Source organism: Devosia subaequoris (genome assembly GCF_014197055.1).
In the GTDB taxonomy this organism is placed as follows: Bacteria; Pseudomonadota; Alphaproteobacteria; order Rhizobiales; family Devosiaceae; genus Devosia; species Devosia subaequoris.
The window spans coordinates 292,386-308,301 of sequence record NZ_JACIEW010000003.1 but is presented as its reverse complement, the minus strand read 5'-3'; the positions used below and the strand labels follow the sequence as shown (position 1 = coordinate 308,301).

At 62.3% G+C, this 15,916-nt stretch carries 14 protein-coding genes; 2 read left to right on the top strand and 12 right to left on the bottom strand.

The genetic code is table 11. The features are described 5' to 3' along the window. Positions 1-8 precede the first annotated feature (8 nt). Together GGR20_RS08265 and GGR20_RS08260 are read right to left on the bottom strand one after the other, a co-directional pair. Positions 9-1,310: an NAD(P)/FAD-dependent oxidoreductase gene (locus GGR20_RS08265; protein WP_183310777.1), complete on the bottom strand. Its 1,302-nt coding sequence runs from the start codon at positions 1,308-1,310 to the stop codon at positions 9-11. Beyond that, on the bottom strand, positions 1,310-2,671 hold the full coding sequence (locus GGR20_RS08260) for a glutamine synthetase family protein (protein ID WP_183310776.1): 1,362 nt from the start codon (positions 2,669-2,671) through the stop codon (positions 1,310-1,312). The genes GGR20_RS08265 and GGR20_RS08260 overlap by 1 nt, the downstream gene beginning before the upstream one ends. 79 nt (positions 2,672-2,750) lie before the next feature. On the opposite strand from GGR20_RS08260, the gene GGR20_RS08255 reads away from it, so the two are divergent. Beyond that, on the top strand, positions 2,751-3,542 hold the full coding sequence (locus GGR20_RS08255) for a gamma-glutamyl-gamma-aminobutyrate hydrolase family protein (RefSeq protein ID WP_183310775.1): 792 nt from the start codon (positions 2,751-2,753) through the stop codon (positions 3,540-3,542). 5 nt (positions 3,543-3,547) lie between these two features. Next, on the top strand, positions 3,548-4,966 hold the full coding sequence (locus GGR20_RS08250; protein WP_420827439.1) for an aminobutyraldehyde dehydrogenase: 1,419 nt from the start codon (positions 3,548-3,550) through the stop codon (positions 4,964-4,966). A gap of 77 nt (positions 4,967-5,043) precedes the next feature. On the opposite strand, the gene GGR20_RS08245 is transcribed toward GGR20_RS08250, so the two are convergent. From GGR20_RS08245 to GGR20_RS08200, 10 genes are all read right to left on the bottom strand, one after another. Then, positions 5,044-5,868 (bottom strand): amidohydrolase family protein, encoded by an 825-nt coding sequence (locus GGR20_RS08245; RefSeq protein WP_183310773.1) that lies wholly within the window; start codon positions 5,866-5,868, stop codon positions 5,044-5,046. Positions 5,869-5,994: 126 nt separating this feature from the next. Next, positions 5,995-7,278 carry an amidohydrolase family protein gene (locus GGR20_RS08240; protein ID WP_183310772.1) on the bottom strand — a complete coding sequence of 428 codons (1,284 nt, stop codon included), beginning with the start codon at positions 7,276-7,278 and terminating at the stop codon, positions 5,995-5,997. A 14-nt stretch (positions 7,279-7,292) separates the two neighbouring features. Beyond that, positions 7,293-8,240: an ABC transporter permease gene (locus GGR20_RS08235; protein WP_183310771.1), complete on the bottom strand. Its 948-nt coding sequence runs from the start codon at positions 8,238-8,240 to the stop codon at positions 7,293-7,295. Positions 8,241-8,243: 3 nt separating this feature from the next. Then, a complete protein-coding gene (locus tag GGR20_RS08230; protein ID WP_183310770.1) occupies positions 8,244-9,314 on the bottom strand; it encodes an ABC transporter permease in 1,071 nt (356 codons plus the stop codon). Continuing rightward, positions 9,311-10,858, bottom strand: a complete 1,548-nt coding sequence (locus GGR20_RS08225) for an ABC transporter ATP-binding protein (protein WP_183310769.1) — start codon at positions 10,856-10,858, stop codon at positions 9,311-9,313. The genes GGR20_RS08230 and GGR20_RS08225 overlap by 4 nt, the downstream gene beginning before the upstream one ends. Before the next feature lie 69 nt (positions 10,859-10,927). Then, complete coding sequence (locus GGR20_RS08220) at positions 10,928-11,914, bottom strand: BMP family protein (RefSeq protein ID WP_183310768.1); 987 nt, start codon at positions 11,912-11,914, stop codon at positions 10,928-10,930. Between the two features lie 179 nt (positions 11,915-12,093). Further along, on the bottom strand, positions 12,094-13,095 hold the full coding sequence (locus GGR20_RS08215) for a TIGR03842 family LLM class F420-dependent oxidoreductase (RefSeq protein ID WP_183310767.1): 1,002 nt from the start codon (positions 13,093-13,095) through the stop codon (positions 12,094-12,096). A gap of 75 nt (positions 13,096-13,170) precedes the next feature. Further along, entirely contained in the window at positions 13,171-13,974 is an 804-nt protein-coding gene (locus tag GGR20_RS08210; protein WP_183310766.1) for a heme ABC transporter ATP-binding protein, read from the bottom strand. Continuing rightward, positions 13,971-14,981: a putative F420-0 ABC transporter permease subunit gene (locus GGR20_RS08205; protein ID WP_183310765.1), complete on the bottom strand. Its 1,011-nt coding sequence runs from the start codon at positions 14,979-14,981 to the stop codon at positions 13,971-13,973. The genes GGR20_RS08210 and GGR20_RS08205 overlap by 4 nt, the downstream gene beginning before the upstream one ends. Then, complete coding sequence (locus tag GGR20_RS08200) at positions 14,978-15,916, bottom strand: putative F420-0 ABC transporter substrate-binding protein (RefSeq protein ID WP_183310764.1); 939 nt, start codon at positions 15,914-15,916, stop codon at positions 14,978-14,980. The genes GGR20_RS08205 and GGR20_RS08200 overlap by 4 nt, the downstream gene beginning before the upstream one ends.

Below are 15,916 nucleotides of genomic sequence, written 5' to 3'. Positions count from 1 at the left end.
AAGGCAGCTCAGAGGCCGAGGCGGTCTTTAAGCGCGTACCACCATGAGCCGAGCGTCGAATATTGCGCGCGGAACATGCGGCCACCGGGAAACGGAATCCATGGCAGGTTGGCAAAGGTGTCGAAACGGGTCATGTCGCCACGCACCGCCTCGGACAGAATGCGCCCGAACAGATGCGAGCCAGTAATGCCGTGGCCGGAATAGCCATGGGCGAAGTAGACGTTCTTCCCCAGGCGGCCGAGCTGTGGGACGCGCGAGAAGGAGAGGGCGAAATTGCCGCTCCAGGCATAGTCTACCTTCACCTCTTTGAGCTGCGGGAAGACCTTGTCCATGTTGGGCCGCAGCTTGGCCTCGACATCGGCCGGGTCGGTGCCGCCATAGACGACCCCGCCGCCAAAGATCAGCCGGTGATCGGCGGAGAGGCGGAAATAGTCGAGGATATAACGCACGTCTTCGACGCACATTCCGGTGGGCAGCAAAGCCTTGGCGCGCTCTTCGCCGAGGGGTTCTGTGGCCATCATCTGGGTTGAAACGGGCATAACGCGAGCAGTCAGCTCGGGCACGACATTGCCGAGATAGGCGTTGCCGCAGATCAGCGCGGTTTTGGCACGCACCTGCCCATTTTCCGTCGAGACGGTCGCTCCCGAGGCGTCTTGGTCGACCTTGGTGACGGGCGAGCGCTCGAATATCTTGCCGCCCAGCTCCTCGAAAGCGGCGGCTTCACCGAGCGCCAGGTTGAGCGGATGCATGTGACCTCCCGAGTGGTCGATCATGCCGCCTTCATAGACGTCCGAGCCGATGTGCTGGCGGATCTGGTTGCTGTCGAGCAATTCGTGGTCGTCCATGCCATGGCTGCGCCAGAGAGCCTGCTTGGCCTTGAGCTCTTCCATGTGCTTTGGGGTGTAGGCCGCATAGATATTGCCGTGCTTGAGATCGCAATCGATGCCATAGCGTTCGACACGGTCATAGATGATTTCGGCGCCTTCCTGGAGCAGGCTGCCGACGAAATTGGCCGTCTGCTGGCCATAACGGCGCTGGATAGTATCGAGGCTGGCGTTGAGGCCGTTGACGATTTGGCCGCCATTGCGGCCAGAGGCGCCCCAGCCAACTTCGGCCGCTTCCACCATGACGACCTTGAAGCCATGCTCGGCCAGGCTGATGGCCGCCGACAAGCCAGAATAGCCGGCGCCGACGATGCAGATGTCAGCCTCGACTGAGCCATCCAGTGCCACTGGTTGACGAATGATATGGCGGGATGCCGCGTAGTAGCTGGGCGGGTAGGCCGAGTTGGCGTCTGGCGTCTCGGACATCACACGGCCTCAAGATAGGCGGAGAATTCGAGATCCGTGACCTGCGAGGCAAAGCCGGCATTCTCCTGGCGCTTGCAGGCCACGAACATGGATTGCAGCGTGTTGTCAAAGATGCGTGGCACCATGTCCCCATCCTCAAAGGCGTTGATGGCGGAGGCCCAGTCCGCCGGCAGCTTGGGCAGGCGCTCGGAATAGGCGCGGCCTTTGAAGGGCTTGGGTGGCTTGATCTGGTCTTCGATGCCGACAAGAGCAGCGCCGAGAATGCCGGCCAGCACCAGATAGGGATTGGCATCGGCGCCCGAGACGCGATGCTCGATGCGTCGTGCCTTGGGGTTGCCGCCCGGAATGCGCACGGCTGTGGTGCGGTTTTCGTAACCCCAGGAGACAGCGCTGGGCGCATGAGTGTCCGGGCGCAGCCGGCGGAACGAGTTGAAATGGGGGGCAAAAAGCAGGGTGGTTTCGGCCATGCCGGCCATCAGACCCCCCACGGCATGGTGCATCACCTCCGAGCCGCTTTCGGTGCCGTCGTCGAAGACGTTGTTGCCGGCCTGGTCATTGAGGCTGAAATGCACGTGGAAGCCATTGCCGGAGCGGGCGCCATAGGGCTTGGCCATGAAGGTGGCGACGAGATTGTGCTTGCGCGCGACGCCCTTGACGATGCGCTTGAACAGGACGGCGTCGTCCGCGGCCTTGAGGCCGTTGGTGTGCAACAAATTGATCTCGAACTGGCCGATACCGTTCTCGGCCACGGCCGTGTCGGCCGGCACGTTTTGCTGTTCGCATTGCAGGTAGACGTCGCGGAAGAACTCACCGAAGTCCTCCAACTCATCGAGCGAGAGGATGGCGTCGGAGTCCAGCCGTTTGCCGGTATAGGGCGAAATCGGCGGTTGCGCAGAATCGGGGTCGGGATCGACCAGGTAGAATTCGAGTTCGGTGGCGACGACGGGCTCGAGGCCATGTTCCGCGTAGCGGCGCAAGACGTGCGCCAGCGCCTGGCGCGGATCGCCGAGAAAGGGTGTGCGCGCATCCTGGAACAGCCAGAGTGGGATCATGGCGCTGGGCCGGGTCGTCCAGTTGATGGGGAGCGCCCCGCGTCCCGTGGGGCTGCAGATGCCATCGACGTCGCCGCTCGAATAAACCAGCGGATTGCCCACAATATCTTCGCCCCACACATCAACACCGACGATGGACAGGGGCATGCGGATGCCGCTCTCCGCGACGCGTTGGGCCTGATCGATCGGGATGCGTTTGCCGCGTAAAATGCCGTTGAGATCGCACACCGCCGTGTGCAGCACTTCGATCTGGGGGTTAGCCGCAAGCCAGGAGACAATGTCTTCGTTTGCGATCGGATCGGAACTCATGCCTGTGCGTCGCCCTTTTTGTATGACATAGCATCAAACTAGCAGGTGCCGAGGCGTTGCGGGAGGCTGTGTAGCAATAATGCGAACAACGAATGCGCAAAGATTTCGGCATCGCCCGGTGATCGGGATCATTGCCTGCGGTCGCATGGTGGAAGGCGAACCTGCACAGGCGGTCAAGCACCGCTATCTTGAGGCGGTGGAAAAACATGCGGACGCGGTCCCGCTCATAGTGCCCTCAAATCAGGATGTCGGGCGGGCGGCCGAGCTGGTTTCCCGGCTCGATGCGGTCATGCTGACGGGCAGCAATTCCAATATTGCGCCACATCACTACGGTTCCACGCGCGTCGGGCAAGCGCCGATCGATGATGGACGCGATGGGTTCAGCCAGGCGTTGGTCCATGCGGCTATCACGGCGGCCAAGCCGGTTTTCGGCATCTGCCGGGGACTTCAGGAAATCAATGTCGCCCTGGGCGGCACCCTGCGCGATCTGCGCGAGAGCGATCAGGGCGACGCGCATCACGCTCCGGCCGGCGCTTCGCTTGAAGAGATGTTCGGATTTGGGCACGAAATCGCGGTCAATGCCGGTGGAATGCTGCGTCGCATTGTCGATGGGGATCGCGTGGACGTGAACAGCGTCCATTTTCAGGCCATCGACCGCCTCGCCGAGGGGTTGGTGGTCAATGCCACCGGGCCCAATGGCGTCATCGAGGCCATCTCGGCCAACCATACGCCGGCGCCGGTATTTGCCGTCCAGTGGCATCCGGAATGGCGGCCCGAGGAGCGGGCGCATGACCTGGCCTTCTGGCATTATCTGAGCGAGGCGGCGCGGGCACGCTACATGCCCGCCCCAGGATCGGAGTTGAGCGCATGAGTGAAATGAAAACCCGCCTGTTCATCAATGGCAGCTATGTCGAGGGCGAAGGCAAGGTTGAAGCCGCCTTTGAGCCGGCCCTGGGCCGACCACTGGCCGAGATTGCCTCGGCCAGCGATGCGCAGATCGACCAGGCGGTGCTGGCGGCCGATGCGGCTTATCGGTCCTGGTCCAAGACGACACCACGCGAACGCAGCGCGGCGCTCCTGGCCATTGCCGCCACCATTGAAGCCAAGGCGGATCAGCTTGCCGGGATCGAGTCGCGCAATGCGGGAAAGCCACTGCGTTTCGTCAAGGCCGGCGAGTTGGCCAATGTCGCCGACGTGTTCCGCTTCTATGGCACGGCGGTGCGCAATGTGCCGGCACCGGCCGCGGGCAATTACCGCTCCTCGACCCGCACCAGCCTGGTGCGGCGCGACCCGATTGGCGTGATCGCCCAGATCGCGCCCTGGAACTATCCGCTGCTGATGGCGGCCTGGAAAATTGCCCCGGCGATTGCCGCGGGCAATGCCGTGGTCATCAAGCCCTCGGAAATGACCCCGCTCAGCCTATTAGCGCTCAGCGAAATCTTTGCGGACATTCTGCCGCCAGGCGTGGTCAATGTGATCTGCGGCAATGGGCCGGAGGTGGGCAATCGGCTGATTTCGCACGACCTGGTGCGAATGATCTCGCTGACGGGCGATGTGCGGACGGGGCGTGCGGTGTTACAGGCGGCAGCAGGGAACACCATCAAGCGGACCCATCTTGAGCTGGGCGGCAAGGCGCCGGTCATCGTTTGTAACGACGCCGATCTCGACAAGGTGGTGGAAACCCTGCGCGAGGCCAGCTTCTATAATGCCGGGCAGGACTGCACGGCGGCCTGCCGTCTCCTGGTGCACAAGGACATTGCACGAGATCTGACCGACCGGCTGGAAACCATGATCGGGTCGCTGGTCTATGGCAGACCCGAGCGGGACGATGTGGAATTCGGGCCGGTGATCAGCCAGCGGCAGTTGGAACGTGTCGACGGGTTCGTGTCGCGAGCGCGCAGCGCAGGTTTTGAGGTAATGCAGGGTGCAGCGCCCGATTCCGGTGGCTATTTCTTTTCGCCTACGCTGGTGGCTGCGCCCATCGAGGCGGAAATCGTACAGAAGGAAGTGTTCGGGCCGGTGCTCAGCATCACGCCATTCGATGATGCCCAGCAGGCGGTCGATTGGGCCAATGCGTCCGAATATGGGCTTGGGTCGTCGGTCTGGTCGCGGGACGGCAGCCAGGCCATGGCTATCGCCAATGCGCTCGAATACGGGGTGACCTGGGTCAATACCCATGGCGTGATGGCCACCGAGATGCCGCATGGCGGCATGAAGAATTCGGGCTATGGCTCGGATCTCTCCATGCAGTCGCTGATCGATTACACCCAAATTCGCCATATCATGGTGGAATAGGCCCGGTTGCCTGGGCTCCAATACGGATGAGCCACACAGTGTATAAACGCCGGGCCGCTGCCAATTTCCTGACGGCTCTAGAGGCGATAGATCCGCTTTGCGTTGACGTTGAACAGTTTTGCCTGCTCGTCCAGGCTGGCGCCCCTGACGATCTCCCTCGTCGCGCCGACCCAATCGGTCAGAGAGCCACCCAAGGTGACCACCGGATGGTCCGAGCCCCAGACGATGCGGTCCCAGCCGAAGCTTTCCATGACATGCTCGACATAAGGTCGAATGGCTTCGAGCGTCCAGTCTTTGCCGGCATAGGCAATGATGCCGGAAATCTTGGCGTTCAGATTGGGGCGCCTGGCCAGCTCCGTGATGTGCTCGCGCCAGGGCGATAAATTGCCCACGGTGATGTCCTGGGCGCCACAATGGTCGAGCACGAAGCTGACCTCGGGGCAGCTATCGACCAGGGCCTGGCCAATGGGCAATTGGTCGTGGCGCACGCAGAGGTCGAAAGACAGGTCATGGGCGGCGAGACGGCGAATATTCTCGACGAAATGAGGCGTCTGGCTCAGCGTATTAGGGGCTTGATGCAGAACACGGCGCAGTCCCCGAAGTCCTGTGATGTCGGCCAAGTCGTCCAATTGCCGCTCGAAATCGGGGCTTTCGGGGCGGCATCCCGCGATTGCACCAACGATGCCATCCAGTTCGGTCACAAAGCGCGACTCTGCGGCGCTGTGTCTCTCGTCGACATCGACCTCCATATGCAAAGCCGCCTCAATACCGAGTGGGCGGGCCTCTGCCAGATAGTCCTCGATGCTCCAGGGTCGGTTGAGTGCTGGTGCGCCCGAGAGCCAGGGATAGGCAAACCGGTCCGGGTAGATCAGGTGCAGGTGGGTGTCGATAATCGGGATCATGCAGACGGACCTTTATCGGTATTTTCTGGTGATGCTGGGGTCAATGTCAGGCCTCGACGGCTTTCAGTCGCCCAGGATGGGGGAGTTCGGATCTGTCGCCCCTTACGAACGGGGACGCGTTCTCCGTCAGCGCGGGCCGACGCGTGAGGCGTCAACGGAATTGGGGCGGCCCGGCAGCGACAGCGCGCTTTCGCGGCGCGGCGCGGACGCGATCACCTTTCCCGACTTTATGACGGCCAAGCGTGTGGCCTTGAGGCGGATGGCTTCGATGGGGTCGGCGGCCTGGAGCAGGACCATGTCGGCCTTGTTGCCGATTTCGATGCCATAGCCATCGAGATGCATGATCTGGGCCGGGCCCTTGGTGACGAGGTCGAAGCAGGTGCGCATGGCATCGCGGCTGGTCATCTGGCCCACGTGCAAGCCCATCGACGCCACTTCGAGCATGTCGCCCTGACCCAGCGAATACCAGGGGTCCATGACACAGTCATGGCCGAAGGCGCAGGTGATGCCATAGGTCAGCATTTCGGGAATGCGCGTCATGCCGCGGCGCTTGGGGTAAGTGTCGTGGCGCCCCTGAATGCCGATATTGATCAGCGGGTTGGCGGTGGCGCTGACACCGGCCTCGGCCATCAGCGGCAGCAGCTTTGAGACATAATAGTTGTCCATGGAATGCATGGAGGTCAGGTGCGAGCCATTGACCCGGCCGGAAAGGCCCAGGCGCTGGGTCTCATAGGCCAAGGTCTCGATATGACGGCTGAGCGGGTCGTCGGTTTCGTCGCAGTGAAGGTCTACCAGAAGGCCGCGTTCGGCGGCGATTTCGCAGAGTGCTTTCACGCTGGCTGCGCCGTCGGCCATGGTGCGTTCGAAATGTGGAATGCCCCCTACCACATCGACACCCATGTCGAGCGCGCGTTTAAGCAGATCTACGGCGCCGGGAGAGCGGAAATAGCCGTCCTGGGGGAAAGCCACGAGTTGCAGATCGATATAGGGCGCGACCTGTTTTTTGACCTCAAGCAGCGCTTCGACACCGAGCAGGCGTTCATCGCAGATATCGACATGAGTGCGGATGGCGAGCAGGCCCTGGCTGACGGCGAGATCGCAATAGTCGAGCGCGCGTTGGATCACAGCCTCCTGGGTGAGCAGCGGTTTCAGCTCGCCCCAGATCTGGATGCCTTCGAGCAAGAGGCCGCTTTCATTGTAGCGCGGCAGGCCGAGCGAGAGCGTGGCGTCCATGTGGAAGTGGCAGTCGACAAAGGGCGGGGAGACGAGTTGTCCGGCGGCATCGATTGTCTCGGCAGCATCGCCCCCGAGCTCGGGTTCGATAGCCGCGATACGGCCGTCCTGGACGCCGATGTCGATGCCGGTGCGGCCGTCAGGCAGGGTAGCGTTGGTGAGCTTGAGGTCAAACATGGATGGTCCCGCGGTTAGTGGCGCTGCCCCTTGGTCCAGGGCTGAAGCAGGGCTCTTGGATAGTCGGCTTTGCGAGCGACCAATACCAGGGCCAGGATGGAGAGCAGATAGGGCATCATCAGGAAGACCTGGCCGGGCACGACTTGGCCGATCTCGGCCTGGAGACGAATCTGGAAGGCGTCAAAGGCGCCAAACAGCAGGGCGCCAAGCAGCGCCTTGCCGGGTTGCCAGGAGGCAAAGACCACCAATGCGATGCAGATCCAACCGCGGCCATTGACCATGCCGAAGAAGAAAGCGTCGAAGGCCGACATGGTGAGGAAGGCGCCGCCCAGCGCCATGAGGGCTGAACCGATCACCACCGCGCCGATCCGCAGGCCGCGGACTGAAAGCCCCTGTGCTTCGACCGAGGCAGGATTGTCGCCAACAGCGCGAATGGCGAGCCCCAGCGGCGTGCGATAGAGCACAAAGGCGACGAGTGCCACCAGGGCCAGGGCCAGCCAGGTGAACAAGGTTTGCTGGAACAGGGCCGGGCCGAGAAAGGGCAAGTCTGACAGTCCGGGGACGGCGATGGGCTGGTACGGGATGATGCGTGGCGGGGAGGACACATCGGGCAGGGTGGTGCGGTAGGTGAAATAGCTTGCGCTTGTGGCCAGCAAGGTAATGCCGATGCCCGAGACATGTTGGGAGAGACCGAGAATGACTGTGAGAAAGGCATGCAGCAGACCGAACATGGCGCCCGCTAGCGCGGCGATCAGCACGCCGCCCCAGAGGCCCGCACCAAGATAGACGGCGAGCCAGCCGGCCATGGCCCCGGCAACGAAGATGCCTTCGATACCCAGATTGAGCACACCGGCGCGTTCGCAGAGCAGGGCGCCCAGCACGCCGAAAATCAGCGGAGTGGCGATGCGAATGGCGGCGGCCCAAAAATTGGCGGAGCTGAAGATATCAAGAAGGGTATCCATGGCTCAGACCTCCTGCCGGGATTGCCAGCGCAGCCGAAAGCGCAGGAAGAAACTGCCGACCAACACGCAGAGCAGGGACAATGCCACCACCAGATCGGCCAGATAGTTGGAAATGCCGGTGGCCCGGCTCATCGAGTCCGCGCCCACGAACACGGCGGCAATGAATATGGCTGCAAGGACACTGCCAATGGGCGAAAGGCCGGCGAGCATGGCCACGACAATGCCCGAATAGCCGAAACCGGGCGAGAGATCGGCCGAGAGATAGCCTTTCACCCCGGCCACCTCGCCAACGCCGGCCAGACCCGCCAAGCCGCCCGAAATCAGGGCAACCTTGAGCATGGTGGCGTCAACCGGAATGCCGGCAAAGCGGGCAGCAGCCTTGTTCTCACCGACCGCCTTGATTTCGAAGCCGAGCACGGTGCGCTTGACCATGAGCCAGAGGATGAGCGCGGCTACAAGGCCAATGACCAGCCCCCAATGCATGCGCAGTCGCGGGATCAGCTTGTCGAATCTGGCCTCTGCGACGAGCGGGACCGATTGCGGCCAGCCCATGGCCAGCGGGTCCTTGAGCGGGCCTTCGATCAGCATCTGAATGAAGAGGATGACCACGAAATTGAGCAGCAGGGTGATGACCACCTCATCGGCGCCGAAGCGCAGCTTGAGCATGGCCGGGATCACCATCATCAGACCACCGGCGAGAAAACCGGCCAGCATGATGGCGGGGATGGCGAGCGGGCCCGGAAGCTGTAGAAATCCCGAGCCAACCAGCACGGCTGCAAGGGCACCCATATAGAGTTGACCCTCGGCGCCGATGTTCCATAGCCGGGCGCGAAAGGCCACGGCGGCGGCGAGGCCGGTGAGGATGAGAGGGGTGGCGCGATTAAGGGTTTCGGACAGGGCGAACATTGAACCGAATGCCCCCTGCGCCATGAGCACATAGGCGTCGAGGGGATTGGCGCCCGCCGCCATGACTGGAATGGCCACCAGCAGCAGCGCAACCAGACCGGCGAGCAGCGAGACCAGCAGGCGCAATGGCAGAGGCGCGTGTTCACGGGGATCGAGGCGGAGGCTCATTGGGCAAGGGGCTCCGTGGTGCGGGACTGACCGGCCATCATCAGGCCGATGGTGGCGCGGTCGAGGGTATCGGCTGGACCGGCCTCAGCCACCTCTCCTGCATGGACTACGAGGAACCGGTCAGCCAGGGCGAAGAGCTCGTCGAGATCTTCGGAAATCACCAGGACCGCGGCGCCCCGATCGCGCGCAGCAATAATGCGGCGATGCACTTCGGCCTGTGCGCCAATGTCGAGTCCGCGCGTGGGCTGGTTGGCCAGAATGATGCGGGGTTCGCGTTCGAGTACGCGAGCGAGAATGAGCTTTTGCACATTGCCACCCGAGAGAAGCCGCGCCTCAGCGTCCGGTCCAGGACAACGCACATCATAGGCCGCAATGGCGCTCTCGGCGCGGGCCCGCATGGCGTTCCGATCTAGAAAGCCGAGGCGTGACAACTCGGGGGAGCGCACTTCCTCGATAGCGATGTTCTCGGCCACGCTCATGGTGCCGACGACGCCATCATGCTGGCGATCCTCAGGCATGCGGGCAACGCCAGCTTCCACGAGCCGGCGTGGACTGGTCATGGTCATGGGCTGACCATAAAGACGTAGTGTGCCGCGGTCGGGCACGGCGAGACCGGAGAGCAGCGCGGCAATGGTGGTCTGGCCATTGCCTGAAATGCCCGCAAGACCGACGATCTCTCCGGCCCGCAGTTTGAAGCTGACCTGACGAAGGGCGGTGCGGGTTGATGGCTTGCCCAGGCAGACGTTGTCGAATTCGAGCAATGCCTTGCCAATACTGCCGGGCGTGCGCGTTACTTCGGCCAAGGCCTTGCCGACCATGAGATCGGCGATGGCACGACGGTCGGCCTCGGCGGTGGTCAACTCACCGGCTTTCCTGCCCGCACGCAGCACCATGATGCGGTGCGAGACGGCCAGCACCTCGCCCAGCTTGTGCGAAATAAAGATGACCCCAAGGCCATTGGCCGCCAGCCGCCGCAGCACGGCGAACAGTCCCTCCGCCTCCTGGGGCGTCAGTACGGCTGTGGGTTCGTCCAGAATGAGGACGCGGGCATCGCGATAGAGTGCCTTGAGGATTTCGACGCGCTGCTTCTCGCCCACCGTGAGATCGGCAACGCGGCGGTCGATGTCGACCTCCAGCCCGCTCACGGCGATGATTTTCTCAATCCTTGCACGCGCCGTGGCGCGTTGACCAAAGGAGAGAAGTGCCTCGGTGCCAAGGCGAATATTGTCCAATCCAGAAAGGTTTTCGGCCAGAGTGAAGTGCTGATGTACCATGCCGACACCAGCTGCCAGGGCTGCGCCCGGCGAGCCGGGAGGCAGGGTGGTCATGCCTTCGGCGTCGGTCCGGACGCGGACGATGCCATCGTCCTGCACGTAGTGACCGAACAGGATGTTCATCAGCGTGGTCTTGCCGGCGCCGTTCTCTCCCAAAAGGGCAAGGATTTCGCCCTCGCGAAGGTCGAGAGAAATGTCGTCGTTGGCGACAAGGGCGCCGAACCGCTTGGTGATGTTGGTTAGCGAGAGCAGGAGATTGGGTTCGGTCATAGTGTCCTGCTTCGTTTACCTCCTATCCTCCCCCCTGTTTCAGGGGGAGGACGGGTGGGGGTGCCCCGCTTACTGCGTCGAGGTCGGTTCACTGTCGTTGATTTCGACCACGAATGAGCCATCGAGAATGGAGGCTTCGACGGCCTTTGCCGCTTCCACAGCTTCGGCGCCGGCCAGTTCCTCATCGACCACCATGGACGACCCGCCATATTCCATGAAGGCATAGACGCCATAGTCCTTGGCCTCGAAGGTGCCGGCCTTCACATCGGCGATAGCTTGATTGATCATCGGTTCGCCATGCCAGAGGGCAGAGGCGAGAATGGTGCCTGGATAGTCGGCAGCGGTGTCGATGACATTGCCGATAGCGAAGATGCCACGCTCCTTGGCGGCGTCGGAAACGCCAAAGCGCTCGGCATAAAGAATGTCGGCACCAGCATCGACCATGGCGAAGGCGGTTTCCTTGGCCTTGGGGGGATCATACCAGGAGTTGATGAAGCTGACCGAGAAAGTCACGTCCGGATTGACCGAGAGTGCGCCGGCCATGAAGGCGTGCATCAGTCGGTTCACTTCAGGAATGGCATATCCGCCCACCATGCCGATCTGGTCGGTTTCGGTCTTCATGCCGGCAATGATGCCGGTGAGATAGCTGGGCTCGTGGATGAAATTGTCGAAGGTAGCGAAGTTCGGTTCCACCGGCGGCAGGGACGACCCCATGAGGAAGCTGATCTCGGGATAGTCTGCGGCCACGGTACGGGCAGGCTGCTCGACACCGAAAGCCTCGCCGACCATCAAGGCGATGCCCTGTTCGGCATATTCGCGCATGACGCGCTCGTAGTCGGTATTGGTGATGTTTTCCGAATAGACATAGTCGATCTCGCCGGCCTCTTCGGCGGCGACCAGCGCATTATGCAGGCGGCTTGCCCATTGCTGTTCGACCGGTACGGTCCAAATAGCGGCAACCTTGGGCATGTCCTGCGCCAAGGAGGCGCCGGTGAGGCTGAGCGCGGTGGTCAGCCCGAGTGCCGCGATCAGAGTGCGGCGATTGAGAGTTCCCATTTTCGTTCCCCGTTTCCTTGTTTGCTGGTCGTCGCCTCCCTTGTGTCATCTAGCCGTCACAGGAAGGTTTGTGGAAGTGGTCGCGGCATCATTCCCCAATTGTTCGCGCTTCCCAGGTCGCGACAAGGCGTTGATGCCAAAACAAAAAGGGCGCACCGTGCGGCGCGCCCTTCAAGAGTTCAGCGGAAGGCGGGAATGACGTGCCTTCCGTAATTGGCGATGATCTCCTCCTCATCGCCGCTGTCGAGATAGATGTTGAACTGGGTGACACCCGCCGCCTCCAGTTCATGCAGCTTCTTGATGTGATCCTCGGGTTCGCCGAGCACGCAGAAGCTCTCCACCACGTCATCAGTGATGAAATCGAGATAGGGATTATCGGCCTGGCCATGCTTGGAATAGTCATAGCCACGGCGCTTTTCGATATAGCTGGTCAGGCTTGACGGCACCTTATCGCTATCGGCGCCGTATTTCTCGACAATATCGGCCACATGATTGCCGACCATGGCCGGAAACCACTTCACATGCTCGATGGCGCGTTTCTTGTCGCCGAAATAGGCCGGCGCGGCAGCCATGGAGCGGAAGCCGGACATGTCCTTGCCGGCTTCCTTGCCAGCATCGATGCATTGGTCGGTGAACCATTTGCAAAGCCCCGGATCGGCAATCTGCAACACGACACCCTCGGCGTGCTGACCCGCGGTTTTCAAGGCCAGCGGGCCGTAGGCGGCGATCCAGCTCGGCATGTCGTGGCCGACTGCCCAGGGAAATTTCACCGCCGCAGGAATTTCGCCATAGGTGACTTCCTCGCCGCGCACCATGGCTTTGGTCTTGTCGATGAACTCGGCGACGCGCTTGAGGGTCGCAGGCTTTTTACCCATGACGCGCATGGATGAGTCGCCACGGCCCACGGCGAGATCGAAGCGCCCGCCGGATTGCTTGGAAAGCGAGCCGAAGATCGAAGCGGCAACCGACCAGTCGCGCACATCGGGATTGGTGACCAGCGGACCGAAACGCATGTCAGTGGTGTGTTCCATGCACATGGCAATGGCGGCGTAGCAATCGCGCCAGAGAATGTGGCTGTCGTAGAACCAACAATAGGAGAAGCCGGCATACTCGGCGGCGCGAACCAGATAGCGGGCCCGCTCATGCTCGATAAAGCCCTTGAAGGTGATGCCGAATTCCATTGTGTCCCTCTGCGCTCCCGTTGATCTGGAAATTTGACCAGTCGATCAAATTTTTGAGTGGCTGAGGCACGATTGTCAATCGGTTAATTGCCAGTGGTCTTCCGCAATCGCTTCGTCAAGGACGATCAAGGGATGGCCATTGGCGCTGTCGGGGACCAGCCTGGCGGCGACGCCGTAGACCGTACGCAGCAGTTCGGGGGTTAGGACATCGGTAGGTGCCCCCTCGGCAGTCGTTCGGCCATTTGCCAGCACGACCAAGTGGTCGCAGAAGCGGGCCGCCAGATTGAGATCGTGCAGGGCCACGAATATGCTCATTCCCGCTTCGGCTTTTTGCCGAAGCAGTGTGAGAAGCTGAAGTTGAGAGCGAATGTCGAGATGGCTGGTCGGCTCGTCGAGCAGCAGCAGGCGCGGCTGCTGGGCTAGCGCTCGCGCAACATGCACGCGCTGTTGTTCGCCGCCGGACAGGGTGGTGAACCGTCTGGCGGAAAAACCTGTGGTGCCGGTGTCCGCCAGTGCCTGGGCGATGATGGCCTGATCGTTTGGACTGGGTTCGGATTGCCATGCCGCCTCGAAGGGGATGCGGCCCAGAGCGACGACATCGCGCACGCTCAGGCGCTCCTCGGTGGCAGCGGACTGTTCGACAAAGGCCAGGAGCTGTGCCCGATCGCGCCGGCGCAGGTTGGGCAGGTCGTGGCCCTCGAAGCGAACGCTGCCCTCGGTCTGCAAGAGGCCGAGCAGGGCGGCCAGTAGGGTGGATTTGCCGGCGCCGTTGGGCCCGATCAGCCCGGTAATGCGGCCTGCCGGAGCCGAGAAGCTCACATCAGTCAGGATTGGCGTGCCGGATTTTGCGACCGACAGCCCGGTAACCGAGAGGGTCATGTGATCCTCCGATAGCGCAGGAGAACGGCCAGGAAAACCGGTGCGCCGATCAGGGCGGTGATGATGCCGACGGGCAATTCGCGCGGATCGAACAGGGTACGCGCGGCCGTGTCGGTCCAGAGCATGAAGATGGCACCGGCCAGCATTGCATGGGGCAGCAGTTTGCGGTGCGCCGAGCCGACCGCCAAGCGCACGGCATGCGGCACAACCAAACCGACAAAGCCAATGGCGCCGCCAATTGCCACCATGATGCCGGTCAGCAGCGCCGTCGCCCCCAGCAAGGTCCAGCGCAGGCGAGGCACATCGATCCCCAGACTGGCGGCGGCTGTATCACCAAAGGCGAAGGCGTCAAGTGCCCGGCTACTGACCAGAATGATCGGCAGACACACGACCAGCGCAAGATAGACCATGGCCGCATCTGACCATATCGAGCCCGAGAGCGAGCCCATCAACCAGCTCAGGATATCGCGATAGCTATCGCCCGTCGCTGACCAGAAGATAAGAAAGGAGGTGGCGGCCGAGGCCAGGGCCGCAATGCTGATACCGGCGAGGATGGCCCGGCTTGGGGTGGCGCCTCCCAGGAGTTGGGCGATGAGCAGGGCAAGCGCCAGCGCGCCCAGACTGCCGAGAAAGGCACCGAGCGGCATAAGGAGGGTGAAGCCTAGCAGCAGGAAAAGCACGGCCCCCAATGCTGCTCCGGAGGACAGGCCCAAGAGATAGGGATCGGCGAGCGGATTTCGGGTCAACGCCTGCATCACGGCGCCGGAGACCGCCAGGCCGGCGCCGACCCCGAGAGCGGTCAACACGCGCGGTAAGCGCAGTTCCCAGACGATCGCATCGCGCAGTCGCGAAACCGGACTTTCTGGGAAAAGGCCTAGATGATGCGCGATGACCGACCAGACCTCGCCCGGCGTGATGTCAGCCGGCCCGAAGGTGACCGCAGCGATAGCGCTGACGACAAGGAGGACGGTAAGGGCCGGCAGGGAGAGACGATGCGTGATCGTCATTCCCCAAAGGTCAGCTTGGCCAGTTGCGCGGCCAAATCAGCGGTCGCGGGGACGTTGCGGATGCCGGCCTCGGAGGCTGGAAACGGAATGATCAGGTAACGCTGGTTGATGACCGCGTCGAGCTGGCTGGTGATTGGATTTTCGGCCAGCAGTGTCCGCTTCTGCTCGGCTGAATTCCAGGCGGCGTCGACCAGAATGATTACATCGGGATTGGCGTCGACGATGGCTTCCCAGGAAGCCGAGGTCCAGCCTTCATCGATTTCGGCATAGATGTTCTGCAGGCCAAGGGCCTCCATGATCATGGCCGGGGCGTTGCTGCCAGCGCCCACATAGGGGGTCTTGGTGCCGGAAGAATACCACAGTGCGGTCAGGCCGCGTGGGTCGGGCGTGATGGCATTGAGGGCCGCCTTCTGGTCGGCCACGAGGCGAGCGGCCGCGTCGCCTGCGTCGAAAATGGCGCCCAATTCATCGATCTGGTCAAGGAGATGGTCGAATGTCAGCTTGGCCGGTTTGGTCGAACGACAGGCGGCAGGGGCGACATAGGTGGCGACACCGAATGTTGCGAGTGTCGAGCGCTCACCGGCGCCGTCGGCGGCGAAATTGCTCTCCCAACCGCCATAGATGAGATCGGGTTCGACCTCGAGTACGACTTCCTGACTGGGCAATTTGTCGGAGAGGACTGGCAGGCCCGCGCCGGCCAGTGCCAGATGCGGCGGCAGGGGGCCATCCTGGAAGCCGACGCCGACAATGTGGTCGCCAAGGCCAAGCGAAAGCAGCATTTCGGTTGTCGTGGACTTGATGGTGACGACCCGTTCAGGTGCCTGGTTGAAGGTGATCGTATGGCCGCAATTGTCCACGGTCAGGGGATAGGCGGCAGCCTGGGCGGGGAGGGCCAGGAGGGGCAAGATGAACGAAAGACGGCCGAGGTGACGCAT

What these genes read in the sequence shown, in the direction of transcription:
- GGR20_RS08200 (WP_183310764.1), bottom strand. Translation starts at nt 15,916, where the DNA reads ATGCGTCACCTCGGCCGTCTTTCGTTCATCTTGCCCCTCCTGGCCCTC.
- GGR20_RS08205 (WP_183310765.1), bottom strand. Translation starts at nt 14,981, where the DNA reads ATGACGATCACGCATCGTCTCTCCCTGCCGGCCCTTACCGTCCTCCTT.
- GGR20_RS08210 (WP_183310766.1), bottom strand. Translation starts at nt 13,974, where the DNA reads ATGACCCTCTCGGTTACCGGGCTGTCGGTCGCAAAATCCGGCACGCCA.
- GGR20_RS08265 (WP_183310777.1), bottom strand. Translation starts at nt 1,310, where the DNA reads ATGTCCGAGACGCCAGACGCCAACTCGGCCTACCCGCCCAGCTACTAC.
- GGR20_RS08250 (WP_420827439.1), top strand. Translation starts at nt 3,548, where the DNA reads ATGAAAACCCGCCTGTTCATCAATGGCAGCTATGTCGAGGGCGAAGGC.
- GGR20_RS08215 (WP_183310767.1), bottom strand. Translation starts at nt 13,095, where the DNA reads ATGGAATTCGGCATCACCTTCAAGGGCTTTATCGAGCATGAGCGGGCC.
- GGR20_RS08230 (WP_183310770.1), bottom strand. Translation starts at nt 9,314, where the DNA reads ATGAGCCTCCGCCTCGATCCCCGTGAACACGCGCCTCTGCCATTGCGC.
- GGR20_RS08225 (WP_183310769.1), bottom strand. Translation starts at nt 10,858, where the DNA reads ATGACCGAACCCAATCTCCTGCTCTCGCTAACCAACATCACCAAGCGG.
- GGR20_RS08245 (WP_183310773.1), bottom strand. Translation starts at nt 5,868, where the DNA reads ATGATCCCGATTATCGACACCCACCTGCACCTGATCTACCCGGACCGG.
- GGR20_RS08260 (WP_183310776.1), bottom strand. Translation starts at nt 2,671, where the DNA reads ATGAGTTCCGATCCGATCGCAAACGAAGACATTGTCTCCTGGCTTGCG.
- GGR20_RS08235 (WP_183310771.1), bottom strand. Translation starts at nt 8,240, where the DNA reads ATGGATACCCTTCTTGATATCTTCAGCTCCGCCAATTTTTGGGCCGCC.
- GGR20_RS08220 (WP_183310768.1), bottom strand. Translation starts at nt 11,914, where the DNA reads ATGGGAACTCTCAATCGCCGCACTCTGATCGCGGCACTCGGGCTGACC.
- GGR20_RS08240 (WP_183310772.1), bottom strand. Translation starts at nt 7,278, where the DNA reads ATGTTTGACCTCAAGCTCACCAACGCTACCCTGCCTGACGGCCGCACC.
- GGR20_RS08255 (WP_183310775.1), top strand. Translation starts at nt 2,751, where the DNA reads ATGCGAACAACGAATGCGCAAAGATTTCGGCATCGCCCGGTGATCGGG.